The sequence below is a fragment of the Micromonospora sp. U21 genome, from assembly GCF_018070045.1.
GTDB lineage: Bacteria > Actinomycetota > Actinomycetes > Mycobacteriales > Micromonosporaceae > Micromonospora.
The window spans coordinates 84,021-110,158 of the sequence record NZ_JAGPYK010000001.1 but is presented as its reverse complement, the minus strand read 5'-3'; the positions used below and the strand labels follow the sequence as shown (position 1 = coordinate 110,158).

22 protein-coding genes and 1 tRNA gene are annotated in these 26,138 nt (G+C 71.7%); 11 read left to right on the top strand and 12 right to left on the bottom strand.

Annotation, left to right across the window (positions count from 1 at the left end; all coding sequences use genetic code 11):
• Positions 1 to 11: 11 nt before the first annotated feature.
• The gene (locus KBX63_RS00545) at positions 12 to 455 is read right to left on the bottom strand and encodes a PDGLE domain-containing protein (protein ID WP_210906709.1); all 444 of its coding nucleotides are present in this window, start codon (positions 453 to 455) and stop codon (positions 12 to 14) included.
• Positions 452 to 1,168, bottom strand: coding sequence for an energy-coupling factor ABC transporter permease (locus tag KBX63_RS00540; RefSeq protein ID WP_210906707.1), 717 nt, complete (start codon positions 1,166 to 1,168; stop codon positions 452 to 454). The genes KBX63_RS00545 and KBX63_RS00540 overlap by 4 nt, the downstream gene beginning before the upstream one ends.
• A gap of 197 nt (positions 1,169 to 1,365) precedes the next feature.
• On the opposite strand from KBX63_RS00540, the gene bcp reads away from it, so the two are divergent.
• From bcp to KBX63_RS00520, 4 genes are all read left to right on the top strand, one after another.
• Positions 1,366 to 1,842 (top strand): thioredoxin-dependent thiol peroxidase, encoded by a 477-nt coding sequence (gene bcp, locus KBX63_RS00535; protein WP_210906705.1) that lies wholly within the window; start codon positions 1,366 to 1,368, stop codon positions 1,840 to 1,842.
• 29 nt (positions 1,843 to 1,871) lie between these two features.
• Positions 1,872 to 2,468 (top strand): HNH endonuclease, encoded by a 597-nt coding sequence (locus KBX63_RS00530; protein ID WP_210906703.1) that lies wholly within the window; start codon positions 1,872 to 1,874, stop codon positions 2,466 to 2,468.
• A 303-nt stretch (positions 2,469 to 2,771) separates the two neighbouring features.
• Positions 2,772 to 2,854: transfer RNA gene (locus KBX63_RS00525), tRNA-Leu, on the top strand.
• Between the two features lie 87 nt (positions 2,855 to 2,941).
• Positions 2,942 to 3,478: a GNAT family N-acetyltransferase gene (locus KBX63_RS00520; RefSeq protein WP_210906701.1), complete on the top strand. Its 537-nt coding sequence runs from the start codon at positions 2,942 to 2,944 to the stop codon at positions 3,476 to 3,478.
• Between the two features lie 4 nt (positions 3,479 to 3,482).
• Here KBX63_RS00520 and KBX63_RS00515 read toward each other — a convergent pair whose 3' ends face one another.
• From KBX63_RS00515 to KBX63_RS36305, 3 genes are all read right to left on the bottom strand, one after another.
• Entirely contained in the window at positions 3,483 to 4,487 is a 1,005-nt protein-coding gene (locus KBX63_RS00515; protein ID WP_210906699.1) for an expansin EXLX1 family cellulose-binding protein, read from the bottom strand.
• 162 nt (positions 4,488 to 4,649) lie between these two features.
• Complete coding sequence (locus KBX63_RS00510; RefSeq protein ID WP_210906697.1) at positions 4,650 to 5,468, bottom strand: MOSC domain-containing protein; 819 nt, start codon at positions 5,466 to 5,468, stop codon at positions 4,650 to 4,652.
• Positions 5,469 to 5,472: 4 nt separating this feature from the next.
• The gene (locus KBX63_RS36305; RefSeq protein ID WP_210906695.1) at positions 5,473 to 6,306 is read right to left on the bottom strand and encodes a class I SAM-dependent methyltransferase; all 834 of its coding nucleotides are present in this window, start codon (positions 6,304 to 6,306) and stop codon (positions 5,473 to 5,475) included.
• A 136-nt stretch (positions 6,307 to 6,442) separates the two neighbouring features.
• Here KBX63_RS36305 and KBX63_RS00500 point away from each other — a divergent pair, with 136 nt between their 5' ends.
• Complete coding sequence (locus KBX63_RS00500; protein ID WP_210906693.1) at positions 6,443 to 7,528, top strand: LCP family protein; 1,086 nt, start codon at positions 6,443 to 6,445, stop codon at positions 7,526 to 7,528.
• A 143-nt stretch (positions 7,529 to 7,671) separates the two neighbouring features.
• Here KBX63_RS00500 and KBX63_RS00495 read toward each other — a convergent pair whose 3' ends face one another.
• The 3 genes from KBX63_RS00495 to KBX63_RS00485 form a co-directional block, all read right to left on the bottom strand.
• The gene (locus tag KBX63_RS00495) at positions 7,672 to 9,129 is read right to left on the bottom strand and encodes a sugar transferase (protein WP_247661480.1); all 1,458 of its coding nucleotides are present in this window, start codon (positions 9,127 to 9,129) and stop codon (positions 7,672 to 7,674) included.
• Positions 9,130 to 9,499: 370 nt separating this feature from the next.
• Entirely contained in the window at positions 9,500 to 10,450 is a 951-nt protein-coding gene (locus KBX63_RS00490; RefSeq protein WP_210906689.1) for a glycosyltransferase, read from the bottom strand.
• A gap of 539 nt (positions 10,451 to 10,989) precedes the next feature.
• Positions 10,990 to 12,987, bottom strand: coding sequence for a trypsin-like peptidase domain-containing protein (locus tag KBX63_RS00485; protein WP_210906687.1), 1,998 nt, complete (start codon positions 12,985 to 12,987; stop codon positions 10,990 to 10,992).
• A gap of 193 nt (positions 12,988 to 13,180) precedes the next feature.
• Between KBX63_RS00485 and KBX63_RS00480 the strand changes: the two genes are divergently transcribed.
• The 6 genes from KBX63_RS00480 to hutH are packed head-to-tail and all read left to right on the top strand — an operon-like array spanning position 13,181 to position 21,005.
• Complete coding sequence (locus KBX63_RS00480; RefSeq protein WP_210906685.1) at positions 13,181 to 14,032, top strand: MurR/RpiR family transcriptional regulator; 852 nt, start codon at positions 13,181 to 13,183, stop codon at positions 14,030 to 14,032.
• A 17-nt stretch (positions 14,033 to 14,049) separates the two neighbouring features.
• Positions 14,050 to 15,699 (top strand): urocanate hydratase, encoded by a 1,650-nt coding sequence (hutU, locus tag KBX63_RS00475; RefSeq protein ID WP_247661425.1) that lies wholly within the window; start codon positions 14,050 to 14,052, stop codon positions 15,697 to 15,699.
• 11 nt (positions 15,700 to 15,710) lie between these two features.
• Entirely contained in the window at positions 15,711 to 16,931 is a 1,221-nt protein-coding gene (locus tag KBX63_RS00470; RefSeq protein WP_210906682.1) for an allantoate amidohydrolase, read from the top strand.
• Positions 16,922 to 18,289: a formimidoylglutamate deiminase gene (locus KBX63_RS00465; RefSeq protein ID WP_210906680.1), complete on the top strand. Its 1,368-nt coding sequence runs from the start codon at positions 16,922 to 16,924 to the stop codon at positions 18,287 to 18,289. The genes KBX63_RS00470 and KBX63_RS00465 overlap by 10 nt, the downstream gene beginning before the upstream one ends.
• Entirely contained in the window at positions 18,286 to 19,470 is a 1,185-nt protein-coding gene (gene hutI / locus KBX63_RS00460; protein WP_210906678.1) for an imidazolonepropionase, read from the top strand. Before KBX63_RS00465 ends, hutI begins: the two co-directional genes overlap by 4 nt.
• Positions 19,467 to 21,005, top strand: a complete 1,539-nt coding sequence (gene hutH, locus KBX63_RS00455; protein WP_210906676.1) for a histidine ammonia-lyase — start codon at positions 19,467 to 19,469, stop codon at positions 21,003 to 21,005. Before hutI ends, hutH begins: the two co-directional genes overlap by 4 nt.
• A 78-nt stretch (positions 21,006 to 21,083) precedes the next feature.
• Here hutH and KBX63_RS00450 read toward each other — a convergent pair whose 3' ends face one another.
• The 4 genes from KBX63_RS00450 to KBX63_RS00435 are packed head-to-tail and all read right to left on the bottom strand — an operon-like array spanning position 21,084 to position 25,998.
• Positions 21,084 to 22,238 carry a polysaccharide pyruvyl transferase family protein gene (locus tag KBX63_RS00450; protein WP_210906674.1) on the bottom strand — a complete coding sequence of 385 codons (1,155 nt, stop codon included), beginning with the start codon at positions 22,236 to 22,238 and terminating at the stop codon, positions 21,084 to 21,086.
• A 4-nt stretch (positions 22,239 to 22,242) separates the two neighbouring features.
• Entirely contained in the window at positions 22,243 to 23,598 is a 1,356-nt protein-coding gene (locus KBX63_RS00445; protein WP_210906672.1) for a polysaccharide biosynthesis C-terminal domain-containing protein, read from the bottom strand.
• 37 nt (positions 23,599 to 23,635) lie between these two features.
• The gene (locus KBX63_RS00440) at positions 23,636 to 24,592 is read right to left on the bottom strand and encodes a hypothetical protein (RefSeq protein ID WP_210906670.1); all 957 of its coding nucleotides are present in this window, start codon (positions 24,590 to 24,592) and stop codon (positions 23,636 to 23,638) included.
• Entirely contained in the window at positions 24,589 to 25,998 is a 1,410-nt protein-coding gene (locus tag KBX63_RS00435) for a hypothetical protein (RefSeq protein ID WP_210906668.1), read from the bottom strand. Before KBX63_RS00435 ends, KBX63_RS00440 begins: the two co-directional genes overlap by 4 nt.
• Positions 25,999 to 26,138 lie beyond the last annotated feature (140 nt).

The following is a 26,138-nucleotide window of genomic DNA, read 5'->3' as shown; positions in this document are numbered from 1 at the left end:
GTACCCCTGACTCAGCCGGCCGCGCCGGCGCGGCGCCGGGCGTCGCCGGACGTCGCCGCGTCAGCGTCGGTCGGCGACCCGCCCTCGACGGGCGTCGCCGTGTCGCTCGGGGTCGACGTGGCGCCACGGCGGCGCAGCAGCCAGAAGCCGCCAGCGCCGACCGCGAAGGTGAGCAGCACGCCGAGCACCCCGGAGAGACCGGTGGAGAGGAAGCCGTTCTCCACGCCCCGCACCCCGTAGTCGGCGAGCGGGCTGTCCCCCAGCTCGTGCTCCCGGGCCTGCTGTGCCGGGCAGCTTCCGCCGACGATGTTGTCATCGGCGTCGACGGTGCACCCCTTCAGCAACGACGAGTCCAGCCCGTCCGGGTGGGACGAGGCGTAGTTGCTCACCACCCCCGCCAGCAGCAGGGCGACCAGCAGGCCACCGGCCAGGAAGGCCCAGGAGCGGTTCTTCATCGGACACCTCCGACGGCAGGAACGGTGGGTACGGTGGCGGGCCGCAGCCCGCGCAGCGCGTAGACGAGATCGGGACGCACCTTCGCCACCGTGACCACGGTGGTGGCGGTGATCAGGCCCTCGCCGATGCCGATCAGCAGGTGGACCCCGGCCATCGTGCCGGCCAGCCCGGCCAGGTTGCCGCCCAGGTCGGTGGTGCCGCCCAGCCAGTACTGCAGGACGAAGCCCTGGGACGCGACCACCACGCTGAGCATCGCGGCGACGAACCCGGTGACCGCCAGGCCGGCGGGCGTGCGGGGCAGCACCCGCAGCAGCACCGCGATCAGCACGTACGCCGCGGCGGTGCCGAGCAGCGCCATGTTGGTGATGTTGAGGCCGAGCATCGCCACGCCCCCGTCGCCGAAGACCAGCGCCTGCACGACCAGCACCACCGACACGCAGAGCGCGCCGACCCACGGGCCGACCAGCATCGCGGCGAGCGCACCACCGAGCAGGTGCCCACTCACCCCCGCCGTGAAGATCGGAAAGTTGAGCATCTGGACGGCGAAGATGAACGCGGCCACCAGGCCGGCCATCGGGGCCAGACGGTCGTCCAGGTCGCGCCGGCCGCGCAGGACGCAGCCGGTGAGTGCGGCGAGGGCGAGCGCCGCGAAGACCGCTGCGACGGGACCATCGATGATCCCGTTCGAGATGTGCATCGCCAGGGTTTCCACGCGACCTCCCACGCGTCAGCGGACCCGTCCGGGCCGGCGGGAGTCAGCCTATTTCCCCATCACTGTTGTTGCCATACCTTGGCAACAACGCATGTTCTTGATCACCATCCCCGGACCGGGTGCCGCCGACCAGCCGCCGCGACCGCTCGGCGCGTCGTCTGCGGCGGCACCGGCCGGCCCGGCGGTATCGTCGGGCCATGACCGCGCCCGACCGCCTCTCCCCCGGTGACCCCGCACCCGAGTTCACCCTCCCCACCGACACCGGTGACCAGCTCGCCCTGGCCGACCTGCGAGGCCGCAAGGTGGTCCTCTACGCCTACCCGGCGGCGATGACCCCCGGCTGCACCAAGCAGGCCTGCGACTTCCGTGACTCGCTCGCCTCCCTCCAGACCGCCGGCTACGAGGTGGTCGGCATCTCCCCGGACAAGCCCGAGAAGCTGGCGAAGTTCCGCGACCGCGACGCGATCACCTTCCCGCTGGTGTCGGACGTGGACAAGGCGGTGCTGACCGCCTACGGCGCGTACGGCGAGAAGCAGATGTACGGAAAGACCGTGACCGGCGTGATCCGCTCGACCTTCGTCATCGACGCCGACGGCAAGATCGAACGGGCGCTCTACAACGTCAAGGCCACCGGACACGTCGCCAAGCTCCGCCGCGACCTCGGCCTGGACTGACTGTCGTACCGGGACGTCACCATGTGTGGGTGGTCCGATACAAGTACACGCCCGAGGCGTTGGCCACGGCGGCCGCCGCCGCTCGCCACATCACCGAAGTGATGCGGCTGCTCGGCATACGCGTCAGCGGCGGCTCCCATGCGCACATCAGTCGGCAACTCAAGAAGTTCGGGATTGACACCTCCCATTTCACTGGCAGCACCCACAACCGCGGCAGTTCGGCGCCGCGCGTCCCCGCGCATCAGGTGCTCATCAAACTGCCCCGGAACGCTCGGCGCACTCCTGGCACCAGGCTGAAGCGGGCGCTCCTGTTCCTTGGGTTACCGGTCGAGTGCGAGGCCTGCGGCGTGGGTACGGTCTGGCAAGGGAAATCACTAGTCCTACATGTTGATCACATCAACGGGGACTTCCTCGACAACCGTCCGCCCAACCTGCGATTGCTGTGCCCTAACTGCCACAGCCAAACGAACACCTATGCGGGCCGGAAACCGCGTGCCGACGCGGTCAACGGCCGAGCAAGCGGCAGCCAACCCGCCACCGACGCTGAGCGACCTCCGACACCACTCGCAGACGACGACATTTACACGCTGCTTCGTCAGGGAGAAAGGCGCGGTTACGGCGGTTGAGGCTGCTCGGCTTATCAAGTGCTCGCGGCGTCATGTCAGTACCCTGGTCGGGCGCTTGAGGGCCACCGGGACTATATAGATCCTCCCTCGCGCGCTCGCACCCGTGCTATGCAGCAGCGTTTCACAGACCTCGTGATCGGCTTCGCTCTTGCCCATCCCGAGTGGGGAGCGCACCGGGTTGCGCAGGGCTTGGCAGACATGACCGCGGGCGAGTGCGCCCTCGGCGGCCACGCCGTGTCGGCAATACTCCGGTCGGCCGGCCTGTGCACCCCGGCGGCCCGACACTCTAGAATCAGCAAGTTGGCGGGAGTGGCGTAACGGCAGCCGCGGTAGGTTTAGGTCCTATTGTCCTATTGGACGTGGGGGTTCGAATCCCCTCTCCCGCACAAATGAGTCGCACGTGAATCCTCGGCGTGCGCGCTGTCGGTCGAATCGATCACACCTCGGGCCGACCGGGTGCGCGAACGGTCAGGATGGGCGCCGTGAGTCTGCGCCTCGTCCTCGATCCCGACCTCACCCCGCAGCTGCGCGCCGAGATCGTCGCCCTCTGGGTGGACGTCAGCAACGCCGGCGGCGCTGTCGGCTTCGTGCCCCCGGTGACCGCGGCCGACGTCCGCGCCACCGCCGGCCCGACGTTCGCCGGCATCGCCGACGGACCGGACCGGCTGCTGGTCGGGTACGACAGCGACCGGCTGGTGGCCGTGCTGATCTTCTGCGACAACCGGTTCCCGCTCAAGGCGCACTGGTGCGTCCTGAAGCGGGTGATGGTCCACCCGGACACCCAGGGCACCGGTTACGGCTCGGCGTTGATGCGCGAGGCCGCCCGGCTGGGCCGGGAGCTGGGCTACGAGGCGCTGCACGTGACGGTGCGGGACGGGCTGGGGTTGGACGGGTTCTACCGCCGGCTGGGGTACCGGGAGATCGGTCGCCTGCCGGGCGCGCTGCGGGTGGCGCCCGGTGACGACCGGGACGAGGTCCTGATGTGGCTCGACCTGACGCCGACCGACTGAGCGGTCAGCTCGCGCACCAGCGGGCCGTGGCCCCGGCCGGCCGGGTGGCCTGCGGGTTGGCCACCGCCGTGGCCGGCGCGCTCGCCTTCGCCACCTCGGCCGGGCGGCGGGCGGGCGTCGGCGTACCCGCTGGTCGGTTGGTGGAAGGCCGGGCCGACGCGGACGGACGCGAGGTGGCGGCGACGGCGCCGCGCCCGTACATGCGGACCGCGCTGGTCTGCACCTGGCCGGGCGCCATCCGGATGCCGGCGACGGTGACCCGGTTCCCGTACACGTCGGTCACCCGGATTGTGTACGGGCCGGCACCGGCGCCGGAGGCGATCAGCCAGTAGTTGTAGTCCTGCCGGGCGGTCGACCGCCACGGGCCGCTGTCACGCTGCCGGACCTCGACGGCGCGCAGTGGGTTGCCGTGGTTGCCGACCCGGACGGCGAACCAGAACTGCGATGCGCCCTCCTTGATCCGGAAGGTGAGCGGTCCGGGTAGTGGCGGGTTGACCACCGCGCGGTAGGTGATCGGGACGAGGCCCTGGACCGGGTCGGCGATCCGGGCGAACGCCTCGCGGGACAGGTCGAGATGCCCGGGCGCGCACTCCGGGCACTGGTCCATGATCAGGACGCGGACGCTGCCGTTCGGGCCGGTCACGTCGAGGAAGCCGCCGCAGGCGGCGCCGGCGGCGTACTCCGTGGGACCGAGCGCGACGTAGAGCCGGTTGGCCGGGGCGGCCAGGTTCGAGCAGTTGCCGCCGGCGCCGTTCGAGTCGTAGAAGGTCGCCTTGCCGCTGTGCGTGGCGGTGCCGGTGGGCGGCGCGGCGAGCGCGGGGGTGGCGGCGCAGGCGGGGGCGGAGCCGGAGCGCAGCGCGAGGGTCAGCCCGAGCACCGCCGCGAGGACGGTGACGCCGGTGGCGACCAGCCAGGGGGTTGGACCGGACGAGGGAGTGGTCCGGTCGTCCGGGGCCCGGTCCAGGTCGAGGTCGATGTCGACGCCACCGGGAGCGCTTCCGTCCGTCACGCCGCGATGCTGCCCGAACCGTCGTCGGCCGGACAAGCCGGCTAAGCCAAAGCTAAGACAGTGTCGACGGACGGTGACCGGTGCGCTCCCGCAACAGACCTGCGGTCACCTCGATCCGGCCCGGCAGCCGGCGCGGTCGGCTCCGGGCGGGCCCGCGACCGGTCACGCCTCGAGGACGACCGGGGCGCCCGCGGCCAGGGGTCCACTGTCGACGGGCACCAGATGCAGCCCGAACAGGAGTTTCTGTTGGATGTTGCGGTATCGGCCGAGCGTGCGCAGCGGCTCCTTCGTGCGTGCCCCGGTCTCCTGGTCGGTCGTGGTCACCACGCAGCGGTCGCACGGCCCGGCGGCACGGAACCGCAGGTCGCCGATGCGCAGCGACCGGCCGACCCAACCGTCCTCCGCCCACGCGGGTGCCCCGTCGACCACCAGGTTGGGCCGGAACCGGGTCATCGGCACCGGCTCCTCTCCGGCCTCGGCGAGCCAGCCGTTGAGCGCGTCGAGGGAGGCGGCGTTCGCCAGCAGCAACGGGTAGGCGTCCGCGAAGCTGACCTGGTCGCCGGTGTCGTGCTCGCGATCCCCGGCGGCGAGGTGTCGGGTCGGCCGGCTCAGCCAGACCAGGCGGACCGGCCGGCCGAGCAGCGCGCCGAGCCAGACGTCGGCCGCCGGCCCGGCGGATAGCGCGGGGACTGGAATCCTCCGACTGCGGAAGGTGCGCACGGCGACCGGGTCCCCGCCGGCCGGCTCGGGCACGTCGAGGTCGGGCTGCCCGTCGGCGCGCAGTGAGAGGCCGCCCGGGTGAACCGTGGCGCGCAGGCCGACCAGCCGGGTGGTCTCCCGCTGGGTGACGCCGACCCCGTCGGCGTCCACCACCATCCAGCGCCGGTCGCCCGCCAGGCCCCACGGCTGCACGAGCGCGTCGTCGTGGTCGAGCCGGTGGCAACCCTTGACGGGGTACGTGTGGATCGAGGTCAGCCGCACCCGCTTACCATGCCACGCCGATGCCGTCGCCGGGGTACCAGTGGTTGGCGGGGCTCTCCCGGTAGGCGAGGAACCGCCGGCCGGTGCGCTCGGCGTGTTCGGCGAGCACGTTGGTGCTGGTGACGTTGTCGGTGAGCAGGATCGCGCCGGGGGCGAGCTTGGGCTCGACCGCGTCGAATTCGCGCTTCTCGTGTTCCCGGCTGTGGTCGCTGTCGTGCAGGAACAGGTTGACCGGGCGGTCCAGAGCGCCGATCGAGGCGATCGAGTCGCCGATCACCAGGTCGACCACCTCCGACCAGGGGGCGGTGCGGGCCAGGTAGCCGGCCTCGGGATTGATGTCCAGCGAGGTGACCCGACCCGGGTGGCCCTCCTGCGCGTTGCGCAGCAGTGCCGCGGCCAGGACGCAGCTGCCCAGTCCCTTGTCGACACCGGTCTCCACCACGTGCGCGGGGCGGGTGGCGCGGACCATCGCGTACCAGCCGATCCGGCGGGCGTAGCGGACCTGCCGGTCGGCCAGCCCCCGCCGGGCGGAGCCCGCGGTGGTTCGCTCGATGTGCTGCCGCAGCGACTGGTCGGACTCGACCTCGTCGAACCAGCCGCGGACCTGCTTGACGGGGCTGTCGCAGACCACGCTGACGAACCAGGCCAGGTGGTGGCGGCTGAGTTTGGTCAGGTCGTAGGTGTAGTTGTGGTGCTCCCGGGAGGTGACCAGCCAGCGGGCCGAGGTGCGCAGCACCTTGGCGTCATGCCGGGCGACGCGGGCCAGCCGCTTCGGGAAGGCGGCCACGGGCGCGAGCGGGGTGCGGGCGATGGCCCGTCGGAGCTTCGTTGCGTCCACCGGAGCTTCTTATCAGGCCGACGCGCGTTACGGCAGAGGAAGTTGCCATTGAGTTTGGTCGACAAAAGCCCGACGGCGGACGGTGCCGGCCGGACGAGGGTACTCGGGCCCGAAGCCGAGTCAGTAGCATCGCGCCATGCCACGTCACAATGAGACCGCGCAACCCGGCGAGTACTACTCGACCGGGACCGCCGGCCAGCCACAGCGGGTGGACGACGGCGAGTCGGTCGGCCCGCAGCCACCCCAACGACGCCGATGGCGGCGGATCCTGCTGATCAGCCTGCTGGTGGTGACGCTGGTTGGGGGCGGAGCGGTGATCGCCGGTGGCCTCTACCTGCGTTCCGTCGAGGGGGACATCGAGCGCGTGGACGCGTTCCAGGGCGTGCCCGAGGAGGGTCGCCCGCAGGCGTCGGTCGAGGGCGCGATGAACATCATGATCCTGGGCAGCGACTCGCGTGACCCGGAGAAGACCTCCGGCTCGCGGACCGACACGATCATCCTCGCGCACCTGCCGAAGGACCGGTCCAGCGCCCAACTGATCTCGATCCCCCGGGACACCTGGGTATCGGTGCCCCGATCCGCGGACGGCAACAACGGCGGCCGGGACGCCAAGATCAATGCCGCGTACTCCTGGGGTGGCGTGCCGCTCATGGTGCAGACGGTGGAGTCGTTCACCAATGTACGGGTCGACCACGTCGCGCTGATCGACTTCGCCGGGTTCAAGGAAATCATCGACGCGTTGGGCGGCATCGAGGTCAACTCGGAGAAGCAGTTCACCTCGATCCACGAGCCGTTCCGCAAGTTCAGCAAGGGAATGCAGCAGATGGACGGCGAGGCGGCGCTCGACTACGCACGCCAGCGCAAGCAGTTCGCCGACGGTGACTTCGCCCGGATCCGGCACCAGCAGCAGGTGATCAAGGCGATCATCGACAAGGCCTCCTCCGGTGGCCTCCTCACCAACCCCGGCAAGCTGAACTCGTTCCTCAAGGCCACCTCGAACTCGGTCTCGGTGGACAAGGAGCTGTCCCTGCTGGAGACGGCCAACCAGATGCGCGGCGTCCGGGGCAGCAACCTGACCTTCGTCACCAGCCCCACCAAGGGCACCGGCCGGATCGGTTCGGAGAGTGTCGTCCTGGCCGACGCGAACCGGGTCAAGTCGTTCTACGACGCGGTGCGCCGGGATGCGGTCCCGGACATCATCGCCGGCGCGAAGAAGCAGTAGGCCCCTCGCCCGCCAGGGCGCTGTCCCTGGTCGCCCTGGCGGGCGACCAGGGGCCGGGGATCGGCCGCGGGAGGCGGCACCACGAACAAGGGACGGGCGGTGGCCAGAAGGCCACCGCCCGTCGGCGTTCCAGGGTTCCGGGATCAGTACGCACCCCGCCGGGCCAGCACGACGCTGGCCGTCTTCCACAGGATGGCGAGGTCGTACACCAGCGACCAGTTGTCCACGTAGTGCAGGTCCAGCCGGACAGCGTCGTCCCAAGTCAGGTCGGAGCGGCCGGAGATCTGCCAGAGGCCGGTGATGCCCGGTCGCACCAGCAGCCGCCGACGGACGTCACCGCGGTAGTCGTCGTCCTCGGTGGGCAGTGGGCGCGGGCCGACCAGCGACATCTGACCGCGCAGCACGTTGATCAGCTGGGGCAGCTCGTCCAGGGAGAGTGCCCGCAGGTGCCGGCCGATCCGGGTGACCCGCGGGTCGTCCTTCATCTTGAAGAGCAGGCCGTCACTCTCGTTCCGATGCTGCAGCGCGGCCAGCCGCTCCTCGGCGTCGATGTACATGGTCCGGAACTTCCAGACCTTGAACGCCCGACCCTCATGGCCGATCCGGGTCTGCCGGAACATCACCGGCCCCGGGCCGCTGGCCTTGATGGCGATCGCGATCCCGAGCAGCACCGGGCTCAGCAGCACCAGCCCGACCAGTGCGGTGACCCGGTCGAGCACGGTCTTGGCCAGCAGCGACAGGCCGGAGATGGTGGGCTCGTCCACGTTGAGCAGGGGAAGGCCCTCGATCGGCCGGACGTGGATACGCGGACCGGTGACGTCGGTGACCTGGGGGACCACCACCAGGTTCAGGCCGGTGCCCTCCAACTGCCAGGCGAGCTTGCGCAGCTCGTACGACTCCAGGCTGGCGGGGCCGCAGACCGCGATGGTGTCCGCGCCGAGCTGCTGGACCAGCGGCACCAGGTCCCAGCCCACGTAGACCGGCACCGGGGCGTTCACCCGCTCACCCGGCCGGGGGTGGTGTGGCAGGTGGATGGCGATCGGGTGCAGCCCGGCTCCGTAGTTGCGGGTCACCACCTCGTGCAGCGCCAGCGCGTCGGAGAGCCGGCCGACCAGCAGCACCTTCTGCGACGCCCGCCCGGTGCGCCGGATCCGGCGCAGCACCACCCGAGCGGCGAAGCGAGCCACCAGGGTGTAGAGCAGCAGGCAGATGATGATGGCGGCGACCGTCGCCCGGGACAGGTCCTTCTTGAAGCCCAGCGCCAGGAACGAGACCGTGGCGGCCATCGCGAGGTTGGCCCGGGCCACCCGCTTGAGCTCCTCGGTGCCCAGCCCGAGCGCACGCTGGTCGTACGCCCCAGCGGCGACGAGCAGGAGCAGCCAACCCAGGGGGACGCCGATGTTCGCCACGAGGGTGAAGGAGCTGACGTTCCCGAGCACCCGCTGGTCCCAGAAGCCGGCGTCGGCCTCATCCAGCAGGGCGACGACCGTCCGGCTGGCGGCCAGGGCGGCGAGGGCATCGAGCAGGACCAGCCAGGCCACGTAGCGCCGGCGCCAGTTGGCCCGTGGTGCGACCGGACGCGCGAACACCGACCGGGCCATGCCGTTGGACGGGGGTGTGATCACCCCCAGGTCAGGGTCGAACCTCGGTGTCTGCTGTGACGTGACAGCCGTGAGGAACTGAGTGTGCGCGGACACGACCTTCCTTTCCCACATCGCCCCCGTCGGGAGATCGCGTCGTGCACCCTATGCGTCAGAAGGCGTCCTGCCTAGTGGCGGTTCGGTCGCACCTGCAGTGCCTGATCAAACCGTCGACTGTTGACGGTTGGCTCGCAGTTCCTGCATCAGCGCCTCATGGACCGGCTTCGGCCCGAGGCACTGGCGCGCCCTGCGGACGTGCTGGAAGAGCGGTGCCTGAATGATTGGCAGCCGATCTGTCATCCGTCGACGGTCACCACTCGAGGTGGCCGTCTCACTTTCCGATGGCCGTGACCAACCACTTGCCGAGCTCGCTGACCGCACGCACCCCAACGACGGTCAGGGCGAGACCCGGAACGCGCGGTCTGCTGTATCTCCTGATCATTCTGTGCCAGGCGGCGAGGCCGGCGAGGCGACGCCGGCTGATGCTGCCGCCGTGCCGGTGGAACACGACCACCGGGTGGTCGAGGCGCTGCAGGTGCACGCCGTTGCTGAGCGCGCGCAGCACCAGCTCGACATCCACCTTGATCGGCATCCGCTCGTCATACCCGCCGAGCTGCACAAGCAGTTGCCGATCGATGGACATGCCCGAGTGCTTGAAGGGCAGCCGCGGTCGGGTCAGCACAGACCAGAGCATCCGGCGCGGGGTCGGGTAGGAGGGAAGCCTGATGACCTTCGCTGACCCTCCGACACGCTCCTCGTAGTCCGTGTAGACCCAGCGCGCGCCGGTACGGGCGAGAAAGCCGTGGATCCGGGCCAGACCGTCCGGGCTCAGCTCGTCGTCCGAATCGAGGACGGTGACGAACCTGCCGCGCGCGACGCGGAGCGCCGCGTTGCGTGCCGCGCTGATTCCGGTGGGCTGCTGCCGGACGACGCGGATCCGCCGGTCGTCCAGCAGGCGCGCCTCGGCCAGACCCTCGCGGACGGGTACGGCGGAACCGTCGTCCACGACGACGATCTCGAAGTCGCCGAAGCTGCCGGCGAGCACGCTCTGGATGGATTTCACCAGCAGCTGCGGCCGGTCACGAACGGCGATGCACACGGAGAACGCGGGGGTCACCGGTTCCACCGCACGCATCGACGGGAGGGTGGGCGCGTCGATGTTCGGCGTCGCCGAGAGGTTCGGCGACATGACGGCCGGCATCATCGGCTCGGTCGGCGCGTCGATGTTCGACAGTCGTGGGCCGTAGCCGGACGGAGCGGGGCTGCCGGCAGGATCGCGCAAGGAAGAAATCGGGAAGGGAGGGTGGCTCGTCACGGACGGAAGCCGTTTCGCAGCCCACCTCGGCCACCAGGGCGACCTGGCTCAACAGCCGCACCAGTCGACGCAGCAGCTTGCTCCCACACGTCCATACCTTCGCCACCCCCATGAAAGTCACCATCTGCAGCGACATTTGTCGGCGACGCGTTCGTAGGACCCTTCCCCTGATCGACAACAATGAAGATCCATCGCGCAACAAGTCGGAGTATAGCGATCGCCGAACCGGCACACCACCATCTGTCAGACCACCACGTTGATGGTCACAAAGCGATACTCCTGTAGAGATTCCGCTGCTCAGGCCGCCGATCGGGAATGGATTGGACACTCCGCCAAGCCAGCGGGCCGCCGGGCCGCCTTCCGGTCGAATCTACTTTGGCCGAACGTTGGATCTTTTCGGCGACATGGTTGTTTTATCAGTGCAGTAACAGCGAAATGACCATTAACGCGGCAAGACGTGGAGTTGTCCGGGCAACATGCCGTCCAGCCGCCCGCCGAGCCGCCGGTCAACCGCGCCGACGACGAACGAGCACGAACGTCAGGACGACGAGGCCGACCAGCAACGCACCGAGTGACCCCGCGAGCAACGGGGTGACCTCCGCCGACCGCTTCTGCGGCGTGCCCTCCAGTCGCTGGCGTTCGGCGGCGTTCTGGCGGTACACCTGGGCGAGGAGGTTGGCCGGCACCGCGCCTGCCACCGCGTCGAGTCGGGTGACCGCTGTCGACGGATCCCCCGCGAAGTACGCGTCGAGCCCGCTGCGGTACAGCCGGTCGGTGTCACTGAGCTCGTTGCGGACCCCAGCGTCGGCGAGCAGGGTCGACAGCGCGGCGGACGGCACGACCACCCGGTTCGCCCGGTCCGGTCGGGCCTGGTCCTGGTCGACCATGCCGACCACCCGGCCACCCGGATCGAGCACGACCCCCCCGTGCGAGACCCGGCCCACGTCACCATTGATCCGGTAGATGGTCGCCGGCCCCCGTCGACCGGCGTCCGTGATGGCCACCGCCTTCGCGCGCGGCACGTAGGTGGCGGTGCGGGTGTCGACGTCGTCGGTGCTGAACCCCACCACCAACAGCGACGAGCCGGTCGCCAGTTCGCCCGGACCGAGTTCCGCCGCGGGAAGCTTGTCCCGGGACAGTTTCACCAGCGCTACGTTGCTCCCGTCGGCAGCCGAGGCCGCCACCACCTGACCCGGGATGGCCGGCCCCTCGGGGGCGTTGCTACGCGCCGTGTTCAGCTGCCCGAACAGCTGGACACCCGGTTCCGTACCCGAATCGACGCCGGTGAACCGGGTCTTCCCCAGGTTGGTCGTGACGTAGCCCTGCACCTGCGCGGCCGTCAGTTTCTTCTCCCGCACGAGCATCCGGGCGACGGCGTCCAGGGCGACCTGGCGGGCGCTCTCCTCGGTCGGCTTGACGCAGGAGGCGCTGGTGAGCACGTGCCCCGTCGAGGTGACCAGGAATCCGCTGCACCGGCGGTTGAAGCTGATCGGCCTCGACCGTAGGGGCTTGTTGGTGGCGCTGTCCCGTAGGTAGCCGGTGAAGACCGCCTCCAGGAATACCAGCGAGGGCGAGGCCACCGCCAGTGCGCGCTCCTGCGGACTGTACGGCGCGAACTGCGTCCACGGCCTGAACACCGGGTTCGATGGCGACGCCGTCGGGAACCCGGCGCCGTCCCCGATGGTGGGCGACGGGGCCCGCGAGGGGTCGTCGCCTCCCGACATCGTCCAGGCCGCGACGCCCCCACCGGCGCCGACGAGCACCAGGACGAGCGCGACCACGAGGACCCACGAACCGGTACGGCGCTTCGACGGCGGCGAGGGCTGAATTCGGCGTACCGGGGCGGCGAACGGATCGGGCGCCAACGTCGGCGCCGTCACGGGGGCCGGCTGCGGCACGGGAACGGGGTCTGGCTCGCGGGCGGCCCCGTCGGCCGGCTCGGCATCCTGGTCGAGACCGGGGTCCGCGGCGACCGGAGGTAGCACGACAGGATCGCCGTACAACGCCCACGGCGCGTGCGGGACACCGGACGTCGGTTGAGGCACCGCGGAAACCGGCACCCCCGAGGTCGGCGCGGGCGGGCCGGAGACCGCGTCCGGCACGCCGGAGACCGGGTGCGGGACGGCAGAGACCGGCGGCGCCGACGACGGGACCGACGAGACGGGCCGCGGCGGGACGGGCCCGGGATTCGTGGGTACGGGTTGGTATTCCTGGCCGAGCGCACGGAACAGCCGCTCCGCGCCCGGACCAGCCTCCGCCGGATAGGCCACCCACGGTTCCGCGGCGGAGAAATCGGCGTACTCGAAGGCGAGGCCGTCCGGCGCCTGGGACAAGCCGGTGGCGGTGCCCGCGAAGGCTTCCCGCCAGCCCGGAGTGTTCACGGCGGCGGCGTCCAGCACAGCGATCGTGACGAATCGGCCCTGCCCGTCGACGGCGGCCCACGCCTTTCCGGCGGGGCAGGTGCCCAGCATGTGGGTGAACCTGTAGGGGCCGACCGACTGCATGCGCACTCCTCTACTCAACCGCCGTGCGGATAGTACAGAGAAGCTGCGACCACAGCCGCCCGACGGTCGTACGATCGACAGCCGCTGGCGCTCCTTTCTGGGCGGTTCGGCAGGCCGGCGCAGCGGCTTTCCCGTCCTGAGGCACCGATCAGGGCGCTTGCCCTATGAAAGTTTTCATGCATAGAGTCACAGCGTGAATGAAGGAGTTGTCGCCGCGCCCACCGAGCGGGTGCTCGACCTGTTCCACGGCGTGCGGCTCACCCCGACCCAGCGTCGGATCGCGCACTGCCTGGTGCAGCACGCCCCCGCCGTGGCGTACCTGTCCGCGGCCGAGGTGGCCGAACTGGCCGGGGTCAGCCAGCCGTCGGTCACCCGGTTCGCCGTCGCGCTCGGCCACGACGGTTACCCGGCGCTGCGCCGTCGGTTGCGCGACCTCACCACCGCGGCGCCCGGCGGACCGGCGGACGCCGGCAACGAACTCCAGCAGGCGGTCCGCGCCGAGATGGGCAACCTGGACCGGCTCGCCGGTCAGCTCGCCGACCGGGACCGGATTGCCGAGACCGGTCGGCTGCTCGCCGCCAGCCGCCCGCTGCCGGTGCTCGGCCTGCGCGCCGCCGCGCCGCTGGCCGCGTACTTCGCCTACTTCGCCGCCAAGGTGCACCCGGACGTGCGGGTGCTCGACGACGGTGGCAGCCTGCTCGCCGACCGCCTGGAGCAGGCCGCCGAGGCTGGCGCCTCGGCGGTCCTGGCCTTCGTGCTGCCCCGCTACCCCCGGGAGACCCTGGACGCGCTGCGCGACGCGCGGTCCGCCGGGTTGACCGTGGTGGCGATCACCGACTCGCCGGTCAGCCCGGCCACCGAGCACGCCGACGTGGTGCTGCCCGCCGCGGTCGGCGCCCAGCTCGTCTTCGACCTGCACACCGCCCCGATGACCCTGGCCATGGTGCTGTTGCAGGCAATCTGCGACGCCGCGCCGGCCGACACCCAGCGCCGGCTGGAGGCGTTCGAAGCCTCCGCGGCCCGCCGACAGTTGTTCCTCGGATGACCCGGAGGAGATCAGAGATGACCCAGCCCATACGTGCCGCACGGGGCAGCGAGCTCACCGCCCGCGGTTGGCCGCAGGAGGCCGCCCTGCGGATGCTCATGAACAACCTCGACCCCGAGGTGGCCGAACGCCCCGACGACCTGGTCGTCTACGGCGGCACCGGCAAGGCGGCGCGGGACTGGCCGTCGTACCACGCGCTGGTCCGCACGCTGACCGACCTGCGCGAGGACGAGACGATGCTGGTGCAGTCCGGCCGACCGGTCGGCGTGCTGCGTACGCACGAGTGGGCGCCCCGGGTGCTGCTGGCCAACTCCAACCTGGTCGGCGACTGGGCGACCTGGCCGGAGTTCCGCCGGCTGGAGCAGCTCGGTCTGACGATGTACGGCCAGATGACGGCCGGCTCGTGGATCTACATTGGCACACAGGGCATCCTCCAGGGCACCTACGAGACGTTCGCCGCGGTCGCCGCGAAGCGGTTCGGGGACACCCTCGCGGGCACGCTGACGCTGACCGCCGGCTGCGGCGGAATGGGCGGTGCGCAGCCGCTCGCCGTCACCATGAACGGCGGTGTCTGCCTGATCGTGGACGTGGACCGGACCCGCCTCGACCGCCGGGTGCACGACCGCTACCTGGACGAGGTGGCCGACTCGCTGGACGACGCGGTGCAGCGGGTGCTCGCCGCGAAGCGGGACCGGCGGGCGCTCTCCGTCGGCGTGGTCGGCAACGCGGCGGTGGTCTTCCCCGAGCTGCTGGTGAGGGGCGTGGAGATCGACATCGTGACCGATCAGACCAGCGCGCACGACCCGCTGTCGTACCTGCCGGTGGGGGTGGAGCTGGCCGACGCCCGGGACTACGCGGCGGCGAAGCCGGCCGAGTTCACCGACCGGGCCCGCGCATCGATGGCCCGGCACGTGGCGGCGATGGTCGGCTTCCTCGACGCGGGCGCGGAGGTCTTCGACTATGGCAACTCGATCCGGGGCGAGGCGCAGCTCGCCGGCTACCAGCGCGCCTTCGACTTTCCCGGCTTCGTGCCGGCGTACATCCGGCCGCTGTTCTCCGAGGGCAAGGGCCCGTTCCGGTGGGCGGCACTCTCCGGCGACCCGAAGGACATCGCCGCCACCGACCGGGCCATCCTGGAGTTGTTCCCGGAGAACGAGTCGCTGGCCCGGTGGATCCGGCTGGCCGGCGAGCGGGTCGCGTTCCAGGGCCTACCGGCCCGGATCTGCTGGCTCGGTTACGGCGAACGGGACAAGGCGGGCGTGCGGTTCAACGAGATGGTCGCCTCCGGAGAACTCTCCGCCCCGCTCGTCATCGGCCGGGACCACCTGGACGCCGGCAGCGTGGCCAGCCCGTACCGGGAGACCGAGGCGATGGCCGACGGTTCTGACGCGATCGCCGACTGGCCGCTGCTCAACGCGCTGGTCAACACGGCCAGCGGCGCCTCCTGGGTGTCCATCCACCACGGTGGCGGGGTGGGCATCGGCCGGTCGATCCACGCCGGGCAGGTCTGCGTGGCCGACGGCACCGCGCTGGCCGGGCAGAAGATCGAACGGGTGCTCACCAACGACCCGGCGATGGGCGTGATCCGGCACGTCGACGCCGGCTACGACATCGCCCGCGAGGTCGCCGACCGCACCGACGTCCGCGTCCCGATGACCGAGCAGTGAGGAAGGGCCCCTTGTTATCGGATTTTGTTGTAGAAGGGTCCCTTCCTAACAGGTTTCGGGAGCTGTGGGACGAGATCGCGCCGGTCGGGCGGGACGCGGGCAGCGGTGGCTACCTGCGCTACGCGTTGACCGAGCCCGAGTTGGAGCTGCGGACCTGGTTCCGGTCCCAGGCTGACCGGCGCGGCCTGCCGGTCACCGAGGACGGCAACGGCAACCTGTTCGCCCACTGGGGCGACCCGGAGACCGGGGACGCGGTGCTGACCGGCAGCCACTTCGACTCGGTGCCGCACGGCGGGGCGTACGACGGGCCGCTCGGCATCGTCAGCGCGTTCCTCGCCGTGGACGAGCTGCGGGCCGCCGGCGTCGCACCGAGCCGGCCGCTGGTGCTGGCCGCGTTCGTCGAGGAGGAGGGTGCCCGCTTCGGCGTACCGTGCCTGGGGTCACGGCTGCTCAGCGGGGCGCTGCCGGCCGAACGCGCGGCCGGGCTGCGCGACGCGGCCGGGGTGAGCTTCGCCGAGGCGCTCGGCGACCAGCCGGCGGGCGCCCGCCCGGACCTGCTGGGCCGGTTCGGCGCCTTCGTGGAGCTGCACGTCGAGCAGGGCCGCGCGCTGGTCGAGGCGGACGAGCCGGTCGCGGTGGCCAGCGCGATCTGGCCGCACGGCCGGTGGCGCTTCGACGTCGTCGGCGAGGGCAACCACGCGGGTACGACCCGGATGGCGGACCGCCGCGACCCGATGCTCACCTACGCGTTCACCGTGCTGGCGGCCAACAAGGAGGCCCGGCTGCGCGGCGCGCACGCCACCGTGGGTCGGGTCGCCGTCGAGCCGAACGCCACGAACGCCATCCCGTCGAAGGTGACCGGTTGGCTGGACGCCCGGGCCGCCGACCCGGAGACCCTCGCCGGGCTTGTCGACGCGGTGCGGGGCAAGCTCGCCGAGCGGGCCCGCCGCGACGGTACGGCGGTGACGGTGACCGAGGAGTCGGTGACCCCGCTGGTCGCCTTCGACGGCGCGCTGGCCGGTCGGCTGGCCACGCTGCTCGGGGCGCCGGTGCTGCCGACGGGCGCGGGGCACGACGCCGGGGTGCTGGCCGCGCACCTGCCCACCGCGATGCTCTTCGTGCGTAACCCGACCGGGGTGTCGCACTCCCCCGCCGAGGCGGCCACCGACGCTGACTGCGCTGCCGGCGTACGGGCGCTGGCCCGGGTCCTGGAGGAGCTGACATGCCGGTGACCCCGACCCGCTGGCTCGCCGAGTACGCCTGGCTGCCCGAGTACGCCGAGCCCACGCCGGACGTGCTGATCGAGACCGACGGGAAGCGGATCACCGGTGTGACGCCGCTGACCGCCGGGAGTCGGCCGCCCGCCGGTGTCGAGGTGTTCGCCGACGCCGTGCCGCTGCCCGGGCTGACCCTGCCCGGCCTGTCCAACGTGCACTCGCACGCGTTCCACCGGGCGCTGCGTGGGCGCACCCACGGCGGCCGGGGCGACTTCTGGAGCTGGCGGGACCGGATGTACGCCGTCGCGGACCGCCTGGACCCGGACACCTACCTCGCCCTCGCCCGGGCCGTTTACGCCGAGATGGCGCTGGCCGGGATCACCTGCGTCGGCGAGTTCCACTACCTGCACCACCGGCCCGACGGCGGCGCGTACGACGACCCGAACGCGATGAGCGTGGCGCTGGTCGAGGCCGCCGCTCACGCCGGGATCCGGCTCACCCTGCTGGACGCCTGCTACCTGACCGCCGGCGTGGACGGTCGGGCCCTGGCCGGACCGCAGCGACGCTTCGGCGACGGCGACGCGGCCCGGTGGGCGCAGCGGGCGTCGGCGTTCCAGCCGACGGACGGGCACGCCCGGGTCGGCGCGGCCGTGCACTCGGTGCGGGCGGTCCCCGCCGACCAGCTCGGCACGGTGGCCGACTGGGCGCGGGACCGGCGGGCGCCGCTGCACGTGCACCTCTCCGAGCAGCCCGCCGAGAACGACGAGTGCCGGGCGGTGCACGGGCGTACGCCGACCGCGCTGCTCGCCGAGCATGGCGTGCTCGGGCCGGACACCACCGCCGTGCACGCCACCCATCCGACCAGCGGTGACCTGGCACTGCTCGGGGAGAGCCGGACCGGGGTGTGCCTCTGCCCGACCACGGAACGAGACCTCGCCGACGGGATCGGTCCGGGCCGGCAGATGGCCGACGCGGGGATCCGGCTGAGCCTGGGCAGCGACAGCCACGCGGTGATCGACCTCTTCGAGGAGGCCCGGGCGGTGGAGCTGGACGAGCGGCTGCGCACCCGGCGTCGCGGTCACTTCACCCCCGCCGAGCTGCTGATCGCCGCCACCTCGGCCGGGCACGCCGCGCTGGGCTGGGCCGACGCCGGCCGGATCGCTCGCGGCGCCCGTGCCGACCTGGTCACGGTACGGCTGGACAGTGCCCGCACCGCTGGGGTTCCGCCGGTGGGCGCGTTCTTCGCGGCCGGCGCGGCGGACGTCGCGCAGGTCGTGGTGGACGGCCGGGTGGTGGTGGCGGAGGGCCGGCACATGACCGTGGACGTGCCGGCCGAGCTGTCGGCCTCGATCGAGGCGGTGACTCGCACGTGAGCAGTCTGCTGGTGGACAACATCGGGGAGCTGGTCACCAACGGCGTCGGCGAGGGCCCGCTGGGCATCCGCCGCGACGCCGCCGTGCTCATCGAGGAGGGCCGGGTGGCCTGGGTCGGGCCGGCGGCATACGCGCCCGCCGCCGACCGGCGGGTCGACGCCGGTGGGGCCGCCGTGCTGCCCGGCTTCGTGGACAGCCACGCACACCTGGTCTTCGCCGGTGACCGGGCCGCCGAGTTCGCCGCCCGGATGGCCGGCCAGCCGTACACCGGGGGCGGCATCCGGACCACGGTCGGCGCGACCCGGGCCGCGTCCGACGACGAGCTGCGCACCACCGTGCGCCGGCTGCGCGGGGAGGCGCTGCGGCAGGGCACGACCACGATGGAGATCAAGAGCGGGTACGGGCTGACCGTCGCCGACGAGGCCCGTTCGCTGCGGATCGCCGCCGAGAACAGCGCCGAGACCACCTTCCTCGGCGCGCACGTGGTTCCGGCCGAGTACGCCGACCGCCCCGACGACTACGTCGGGCTGGTCTGCGGGCCGATGCTGGCCGCCGCCGCACCGCACGCGAAGTGGATCGACGTGTTCTGCGAGCGGGGCGCCTTCGACGTCGACCACGCCCGGGCGATCCTGGCCTGCGGGCAGGCCGCCGGGCTGGGCGTGCGGGTGCATGCCAACCAGCTCGGCCCCGGCCCCGGTGTGCTGCTCGGCGTGGAGCTGGACGCGGCCAGCGTCGACCACTGCACCCACCTCAGCGACGCCGACGTGGCCGCGCTGGCCGGCACCGCCCACACCGACGGGTCGGGGACCCGCACGGTGGCGACCCTGCTGCCCGGCGCCGAGTTCTCTACCCGCTCGCCGTACCCGGATGCCCGCCGCCTGCTCGACGCCGGCATCACCGTCGCGCTCGCCACCGACTGCAACCCCGGCTCGTCGTACACCTCGTCGATGCCGTTCTGTGTGGCGCTGGCGGTCCGCGAGATGCGGATGACCCCGGCGGAGGCGGTCCGGGCCGCGACGCTGGGCGGCGCGCGGGCGCTGCGCCGCGACGACATCGGCGTGCTCACCCCCGGCGCCTGGGCCGACCTGGTCGTGCTCGAAGCGCCGTCGTACCTGCACCTGGCCTACCGGCCCGGTGTTCCACTGATCCACCAGGTCCTGCTCAACGGAGTGCCGCAATGACGACCGTGACCATCCAGCCCACCGGGGTCTCCCCCGCCGACGTGCTCGCGGTGGCCCGCGGCACCGCCAAGGTCGTCCTCGACCCGGCCACCGTCGACGCGATGGCGACCAGCCGGGCCATCGTGGACGGCATCGAGTCGTCCGGCCGCCCCGTCTACGGGGTCTCCACCGGTTTCGGGGCGCTCGCCAACACGTTCGTCGCCCCGGAGCGCCGGGCCGAACTCCAGCACGCGCTGATCCGCTCGCACGCCGCCGGGGTGGGCGCGCCGATGCCGCGCGAGGTGGTCCGGGCGATGATGCTGCTGCGGGTCCGCTCGCTCGCGCTCGGCCACTCCGGGGTCCGCCCGCTGGTCGCCGAGGCGCTGCTCGACCTGCTCAACCATGACATCACCCCGTGGGTGCCGGAGCACGGTTCGCTGGGCGCCTCGGGTGACCTGGCGCCGCTGGCGCACTGCGCGCTGGTGCTGCTCGGCGAGGGCTGGGTGCTCGGTCCGAGCGGCGAGCGGCAGGACGCGGCCGACGTGCTGACCGGCGCCGGGCTCAAGCCGATCGAGCTGGCCGCAAAGGAGGGGCTGGCACTGATCAACGGCACCGACGGCATGCTCGGCATGCTGTTGATGGCCATCCACGACGCCGCGCACCTGTTCACCATGGCCGACGTGACGGCCGCGCTGGGCATCGAGGCGATGCTCGGTTCCGAGCGGCCGTTCCTGCCCGAGCTGCACGCCATCCGTCCGCACCCTGGGCAGGCGGCCTCGGCGGCGAACATCCACCGGCTGCTCCAGGACTCCCGGGTGATGGACTCGCACCGGGACGACCTGGCGCACGCGGTGCAGGACGCGTACTCGATGCGCTGCGCGCCGCAGGTGGCCGGGGCTGCCCGGGACACGCTGGATTTCGCGCGGACGGTGGCCGACCGCGAGCTGGTCTCGGTGGTGGACAACCCGGTGGTGCTGCCGGACGGCCGGGTCGAGTCGACCGGGAACTTCCACGGCGCTCCGCTCGGCTTCGCCGCGGACTTCCTGGCCATCGCCGCCGCCGAGGTGGGGGCGATCGCCGAGCGGCGGGTGGACCGTCTGCTGGACGTCACCCGGTCCCGGGAGCTGCCGGCGTTCCTCTCCCCCGACGCCGGGGTCAACTCCGGGCTGATGATCGCCCAGTACACGGCGGCCGGGATCGTCGCGGAGAACCGCCGGCTGGCCGCGCCCGCCTCGGTGGACTCCCTGCCCACCAGCGGCATGCAGGAGGACCACGTCTCGATGGGCTGGGCGGCGGCCAAGAAGCTGCGCACCGTGCTGGACAACCTGTCCAGCGTGCTCGCGGTCGAGCTGCTGGCCGCGGTGCGCGGCCTTCAGCTGCGCGCTCCGCTGGTGCCGTCGCCGGCCGGCCGGGCCGCGGTCGAGGCGGTACAGGCGTTCGCCGGCGAGCCCGGTCCGGACATCTTCCTCGCTCCGGCGATGGAGGCGGCCCGCCGCACGGTGTCCGACCGCGACCTGCGTACCGCCATCGAACGGGAGATCGGTCCGCTGGCCTGAGCTCCCGGGGGGTGCTGCCGCCGCCGCGGGTCAGGCGGCGGACGGCAGCACCTCGGTCGGCCCGGCCGGCCACAGCGTTCAGCCGGACATGGCCCAGGGGGCTCGGGTGAAGTTCAGCCTGGCCCGGTGGGCGAACTCCGTCAGGTCCAGCCGGGGCCGTTCGCCGGTGGCGAGGAGGTTGGCGAGGACCTTGTGGACCTCCGCCGGCTCCTCCGGCTGCGCCGGAAGCCGCCGGTTAGCCGGCTGGCCGATCTCGTCCAGAAAGTCCGCGCACTTGCGGTGGTACGGCACGAGGGCGAACGGAACGTCCGCGACATAGGAGAAGATGCCGCCGTGCATCCGCATGTGTAGGCCGATGTCGCACGTCCGCATCTCGCTCCAGACCGCCCGGACGCCGTCGTCGGCGGTGACGGTACGCACGTCGCAGCGTCCCCCCAGGGCGGCCCGGAGCCGCTCGCTGGGCCCGACGTCGCCGCGGACCGGGTGGGTGTTGAAGACGAAGATCGTCACGTCGACGGGCTCGGCGTCGACGAACGAGCGGATGCCCGAGATCAGTGCCTGCTCCCGCCGCCGCTGCTCCGGCTCGGGCAGGTCGGTGTCGGACCCGAGCAGCGTCACGCCGAGCCGAGCCCGGCCCGGCACCCTCGGCACCGGCGCGGGCGCGACGTCGCCGAGCGCCTCGGGCAGGAGGCCGGCGAGGTCACCGGCGGGAACGACCAGGCCCGGATAGCCGATGTCGCGGAGCCGGTCCACGGACGCGGTGTCGCGCACCCCGACATAGTCGACATGCCGGAACACCTCCGCGAGCCGCTGCTGAGCAGCCGACGAGACGAACGGCCCGACGGACACCCCGACCGCCGCGATGGGACGCTTGGAAACCCTCGACCAGGCGGCGAAGACCTTCTTCTCACTGAACGGCCCCATGTCGCGGAACACCGAGCCGCCGCCGAAGAGCAGCATGGTCGCGCCGCCGAGCAGGCTGGCCTTGTTGAGCAGCTTCCCGGCCCGGCGTACCGGGTCGAGCGACTCGAAGAGGGCCTGACTCATCCCGGCACGGTCCGCCGGCAGGTCCACCAGCGGTGGCGCGGCGAACGTCGGCGCCTCCGTGCCCCAGTAGCGGGCCAGGGCCCAGTCGACGATGACGCAGAACGCGTTGTCCCCCACGTTCTGCATGCCGTAATACCCCACCACCAGGGGCCGGCGGGCTGCGCCCGACCTTCGGTCCACACTCACCGTGTCATCCCTTCGTCAGACGCCGACGAATCTCGGCCCAGGACGGGAGCGGAGCTTCCGCCACCACATTGCGCTTCACGGACGACCAGAACAGGACGAGGAGGATCGCCTCCGACAGGACCGTGGCCAGGGCCGCGCCGACCACGCCGAACGGCGGGATCGCGAGGGCCAGCGTGCCAAGGAAGACGACCGAGCCCAGGCCCTGGTAGAGAACCTTCTTGCGGAGCAGCCCACCGCTGGTCAGCAGGGACGCGACACTGGCCGAGCCGAAACGGAGCGGGATCGCGAGCGCGAGCAGCGCCATCACCGGGACGGACTCGTGGTACGCGGCGCCGAAGAGCAGCGGGATGGCGTACCGGCCGCCGACGGCGACGATGACACCGATCAGCAGACCGAGCGCGATCATCCCCACCGTGCCGGCGCGGTAGGCGATGAGGACGGCCTCCCGGTCGGAGCGTGACCACCGGTGCAGCTTCGCCAGGAAGTACTGCTGGTAGACCACGCGGGGCAGCAGGTAGATCGCCGTCAGCAACGTCATCGGCACGGCGAAGACCGCAGCGGCCCGGGCACTGAGGAACTCGGCGCTGACGACGACACCCAGGTTCATGCCGAGCAGGTAGAAGAGACTGCCGAGCATGAAGGGCGCGGCACCGCCGAGCAGGTGGCGCAGCCGGGGCGGACGCCCCGGTCGCATGTCGCCTGACGGGTAGCCCTCCAACGGCCCACGTCCGCGAGCGAACGGCGCGATCACCACTGCGCTGAGCACGACCGTCACCGCAGCCACGAGGCCGTACCCGGTCGCTGCGGCCAGCGCCGAGAGACCGGCGACCACGGTGAGCACCGCGACGAGGAGCCGTCCGGCGTGCGGGACGAGTTGCAACACGGACAGCGGGCCGTAGGCACCGCGCAACTGGAGCACCGAGACCGACAACGCCATGCCGGCCTGCGCGAGGATGACCGGCGCCAGGAGGATCCGCAGGCCGCTGAGGGTCTGGTCGCCCCCGTCCAGCAGGGCCCAGGTCACCATCACCGCGATCTGGAGACCGGAACAGGCGAGCACCAGCGCGATCGACGGCCGCACCCAACGCACCGCCCGCGGTCCCTCGCGTCCGAACCGCTGCAACCAGAACTCGGCGATGCCGAAGAGCGCGACGGGGCCGGCGAGGGTCATCAGCGACAGGACGGACATGAAGGCGCCGAACTGGGCCTGGTCCAGGCTGCGGGCAAGCAGCACCTGCGTCACGAACGCGATCAGGGTGAGCCCGACCTGGCTGATCCCGAGCAGACCAAGTTGCCGCAGCCGACGGGCGAGGCCGCGCGAGCGGCCACGAGGCGCGGACCTGGTCTCGAGCAGGGTCATCGGTCGGCGGCCCGCCGCTGTAAGAGGTGGGAGGCTCTCATCGGGCCACCTCGGCCGCGACGGCCGACCGCACCTGCTCCAGCTCCAGCGCGGTGCGCCGGATCCACGCCTCTCGCACCGCGGCGATCCGGTCAGGGATGGTCGGGTCCGGCCGGACGGCCGCCCGTACCCCGTCGGCCAGCGCGGCGGACTCGTTGGCGACCAGCGTGGCGAAACCGCCGAAGAGGTTCGTGGTGGTGTTGGTACGGGACAGCACCAGTGGCCTGCCGGCGCTCAACGCCTCGCACGCGCCACTTGGCTGACAGGCGTCCCGGTCGGTCAGCACGACCACGGCGCGGGCTCCGGCGAGCGCCGCCTCGTAATCGGGGAGGTCCAGGAAGCCCAGGCCGATCAGGTTGGGCAGGGCCGCCGCGCGCTGACGCAGCGGCTCGGGCAGGCGGTGCAGGGGCGCGGTCGTGGCGAAGGTGATCTCGGCTGCCTCCTCGATCGCGTCGAAGAGCACATCCATCGGTTCGTCGGCGGCCGCGGAGGCCACCACGAAGACCCAGTCGCGCGGCGCGGCGGGCGCGATGGGCCGCAGCGGGTCGTGCACAACCAGGGTCCGCAGACCGGGAAACGCCTCACGGGCGAGGACGTCGGCTTCGCGGTTGTGGGTCAGCACGAGCCGCGCACCCCGCAGGATCCGCTCGGTGCCGGGCACCTTGCGCCACCACGACTGGAACTGCCCGTTGTGCGCGTCCACAACGTACGGCACCTTGGCCCGGTGCGGAGCCAGCGCGGACAGGTGCGGCTGGGCCTGCGCGACGACGAAGGACGGCCGCCGGGACCGGATCAGGGCCAGGTCCTCGCGGCTGTGGGCCAGGTAGTCAGAGGGGCGCAACACCTTCGACGTCGCCCGGTGCGGACGCCACACCAACTCGGCGCCGAGCGCCTCGGCGAGCACGTCGGAACGCCGTTGATAACGCTTCCAGGAAATGAACAAGGGGGGATTCATGGATGGTCACCATTTCTGACTGCACCGGATGTCAGAGCCGCGCGTGGATACACCGCGACAACCAGGATGTGCGAGAACAGGAACAGCCACATGAAGTACGAATAGGAGGTCGGCTTCTGGGTCACCGCGAAGACGGCCGCGGTGAAATAGAGCACGACGAGCGCCCACTGCCCCTCGAAGGTGAGCAGTTCACCGGTCGTACGCCACAGGACGGTGCAGATCACCGCCATGCACGCCAGGCCGAGCACGCCCCACACCACGAACACGCGGATCGGATCGCTGTGGGTGTTCCACGGCTCGTAGCCCAGCCCGAAAAGCCAGACGTCCAGCGGCGCGTCCCGCCACGCCTGGGAGAGCTCGACCCAGATCTCGCCCCGGCCGCGCATGAAGTCCTTGGAGTCGGGGTTGAGCGAGCCGATCTGGGTGACCAGGAACCGGGCCCGGGCCCACAGGAACGGACCCCATCGAATCAGCAGGACAACCAGCCCCACGACCAGCAGCAGCACGGCCGGGGCGGTGAGCCGCAGGGGCAGCCGGCGAATCCACCGCAGCAGCGCGGGAAGGCGTCGCAGCTCCATGGCCGCGACGAGGATCCCCACGCAGAGAATGGTCAGCCGGTGCGTGGTGACCACCGTGGTGCCGACCATGAGCGCGAGGAGACCGAAGCGGAACACCGGCTTGAGTCGCAACCGGTCGCCGGCGACGTACAGGATGAAGACCGCGAAGATCAGCAGTCGGCCGAGTGAGGCCGGGTGGAAGTAACCACCCGAGGCGCGACCGATGTTGCCGCCGGGCAGCTTGAAGAAGAAGGTGTAGTCCACGACGCCGGCGACCTGGAGCCAGGCGATCACGGAGTGCGCCACGGCACCGAGCAGCACCAGTTGCAGCACCCAGCGGATCCGGTCCATGGTGAACCACTCCGGCTTGGCGTACATGACCGCGATCAGGGTGATCGGCGCGAAGCCGACGGCCAGCTGCGCCGCCTGGGTCAGGGTTCCCCTGGCCGGCGGGACGTAGGGGCCGAAGATGTCCCGCAGGCCGGTCACCGCGAACTGGTCGATGAACGCTTCCCGGGCGGGAACTGCGAGCAGACTGACCACCGAGAGCAGGCCCAGGGTCAGTAACGCGACCAGCGCGGGGGTCACCTTCCCCGGGAGCCTGCGGGTCATCGCGACGACGAGGACAAAGGCGGCGACCATGAGCACGGCACCCGCCGTGCTCGCCACGAAGCCCAGGTCGACGGTGTCGTGCGCGGTCTTCTCGCCGGGAATGTCGAACAGGGGCTTCAGGCCGATGAGGGCCAGCGCGGTGGCGACCAGGAACCACGTCGGCAACTCCAGGCGGCGTCGCCGTTCGGGGATACGGGTCGGGTCCGGCTCGGCGCGCAGCGACGCCGGGCCGCTCATCCGGACGCGGCCAGCGGTCGCGGCGCGGACCGCGCATGCCCGAGGTAGCTGTCCACGTCCCGATCCTCCCCGCAGCTTCTGTCCGGGGGCACTATACGCGACCTCGGATCGCACCCGGGACAGGCTGATGCGGGGCGGAC

What these genes read in the sequence shown, in the direction of transcription:
- KBX63_RS00545 (WP_210906709.1), bottom strand. Translation starts at nt 455, where the DNA reads ATGAAGAACCGCTCCTGGGCCTTCCTGGCCGGTGGCCTGCTGGTCGCC.
- bcp (WP_210906705.1), top strand. Translation starts at nt 1,366, where the DNA reads ATGACCGCGCCCGACCGCCTCTCCCCCGGTGACCCCGCACCCGAGTTC.
- KBX63_RS00520 (WP_210906701.1), top strand. Translation starts at nt 2,942, where the DNA reads ATGGGCGCCGTGAGTCTGCGCCTCGTCCTCGATCCCGACCTCACCCCG.
- KBX63_RS00500 (WP_210906693.1), top strand. Translation starts at nt 6,443, where the DNA reads ATGCCACGTCACAATGAGACCGCGCAACCCGGCGAGTACTACTCGACC.
- KBX63_RS00495 (WP_247661480.1), bottom strand. Translation starts at nt 9,129, where the DNA reads ATGGCCCGGTCGGTGTTCGCGCGTCCGGTCGCACCACGGGCCAACTGG.
- KBX63_RS00485 (WP_210906687.1), bottom strand. Translation starts at nt 12,987, where the DNA reads ATGCAGTCGGTCGGCCCCTACAGGTTCACCCACATGCTGGGCACCTGC.
- hutU (WP_247661425.1), top strand. Translation starts at nt 14,050, where the DNA reads ATGACCCAGCCCATACGTGCCGCACGGGGCAGCGAGCTCACCGCCCGC.
- KBX63_RS00465 (WP_210906680.1), top strand. Translation starts at nt 16,922, where the DNA reads ATGCCGGTGACCCCGACCCGCTGGCTCGCCGAGTACGCCTGGCTGCCC.
- hutH (WP_210906676.1), top strand. Translation starts at nt 19,467, where the DNA reads ATGACGACCGTGACCATCCAGCCCACCGGGGTCTCCCCCGCCGACGTG.
- KBX63_RS00445 (WP_210906672.1), bottom strand. Translation starts at nt 23,598, where the DNA reads ATGACCCTGCTCGAGACCAGGTCCGCGCCTCGTGGCCGCTCGCGCGGC.
- KBX63_RS00440 (WP_210906670.1), bottom strand. Translation starts at nt 24,592, where the DNA reads ATGAATCCCCCCTTGTTCATTTCCTGGAAGCGTTATCAACGGCGTTCC.
- KBX63_RS00435 (WP_210906668.1), bottom strand. Translation starts at nt 25,998, where the DNA reads ATGAGCGGCCCGGCGTCGCTGCGCGCCGAGCCGGACCCGACCCGTATC.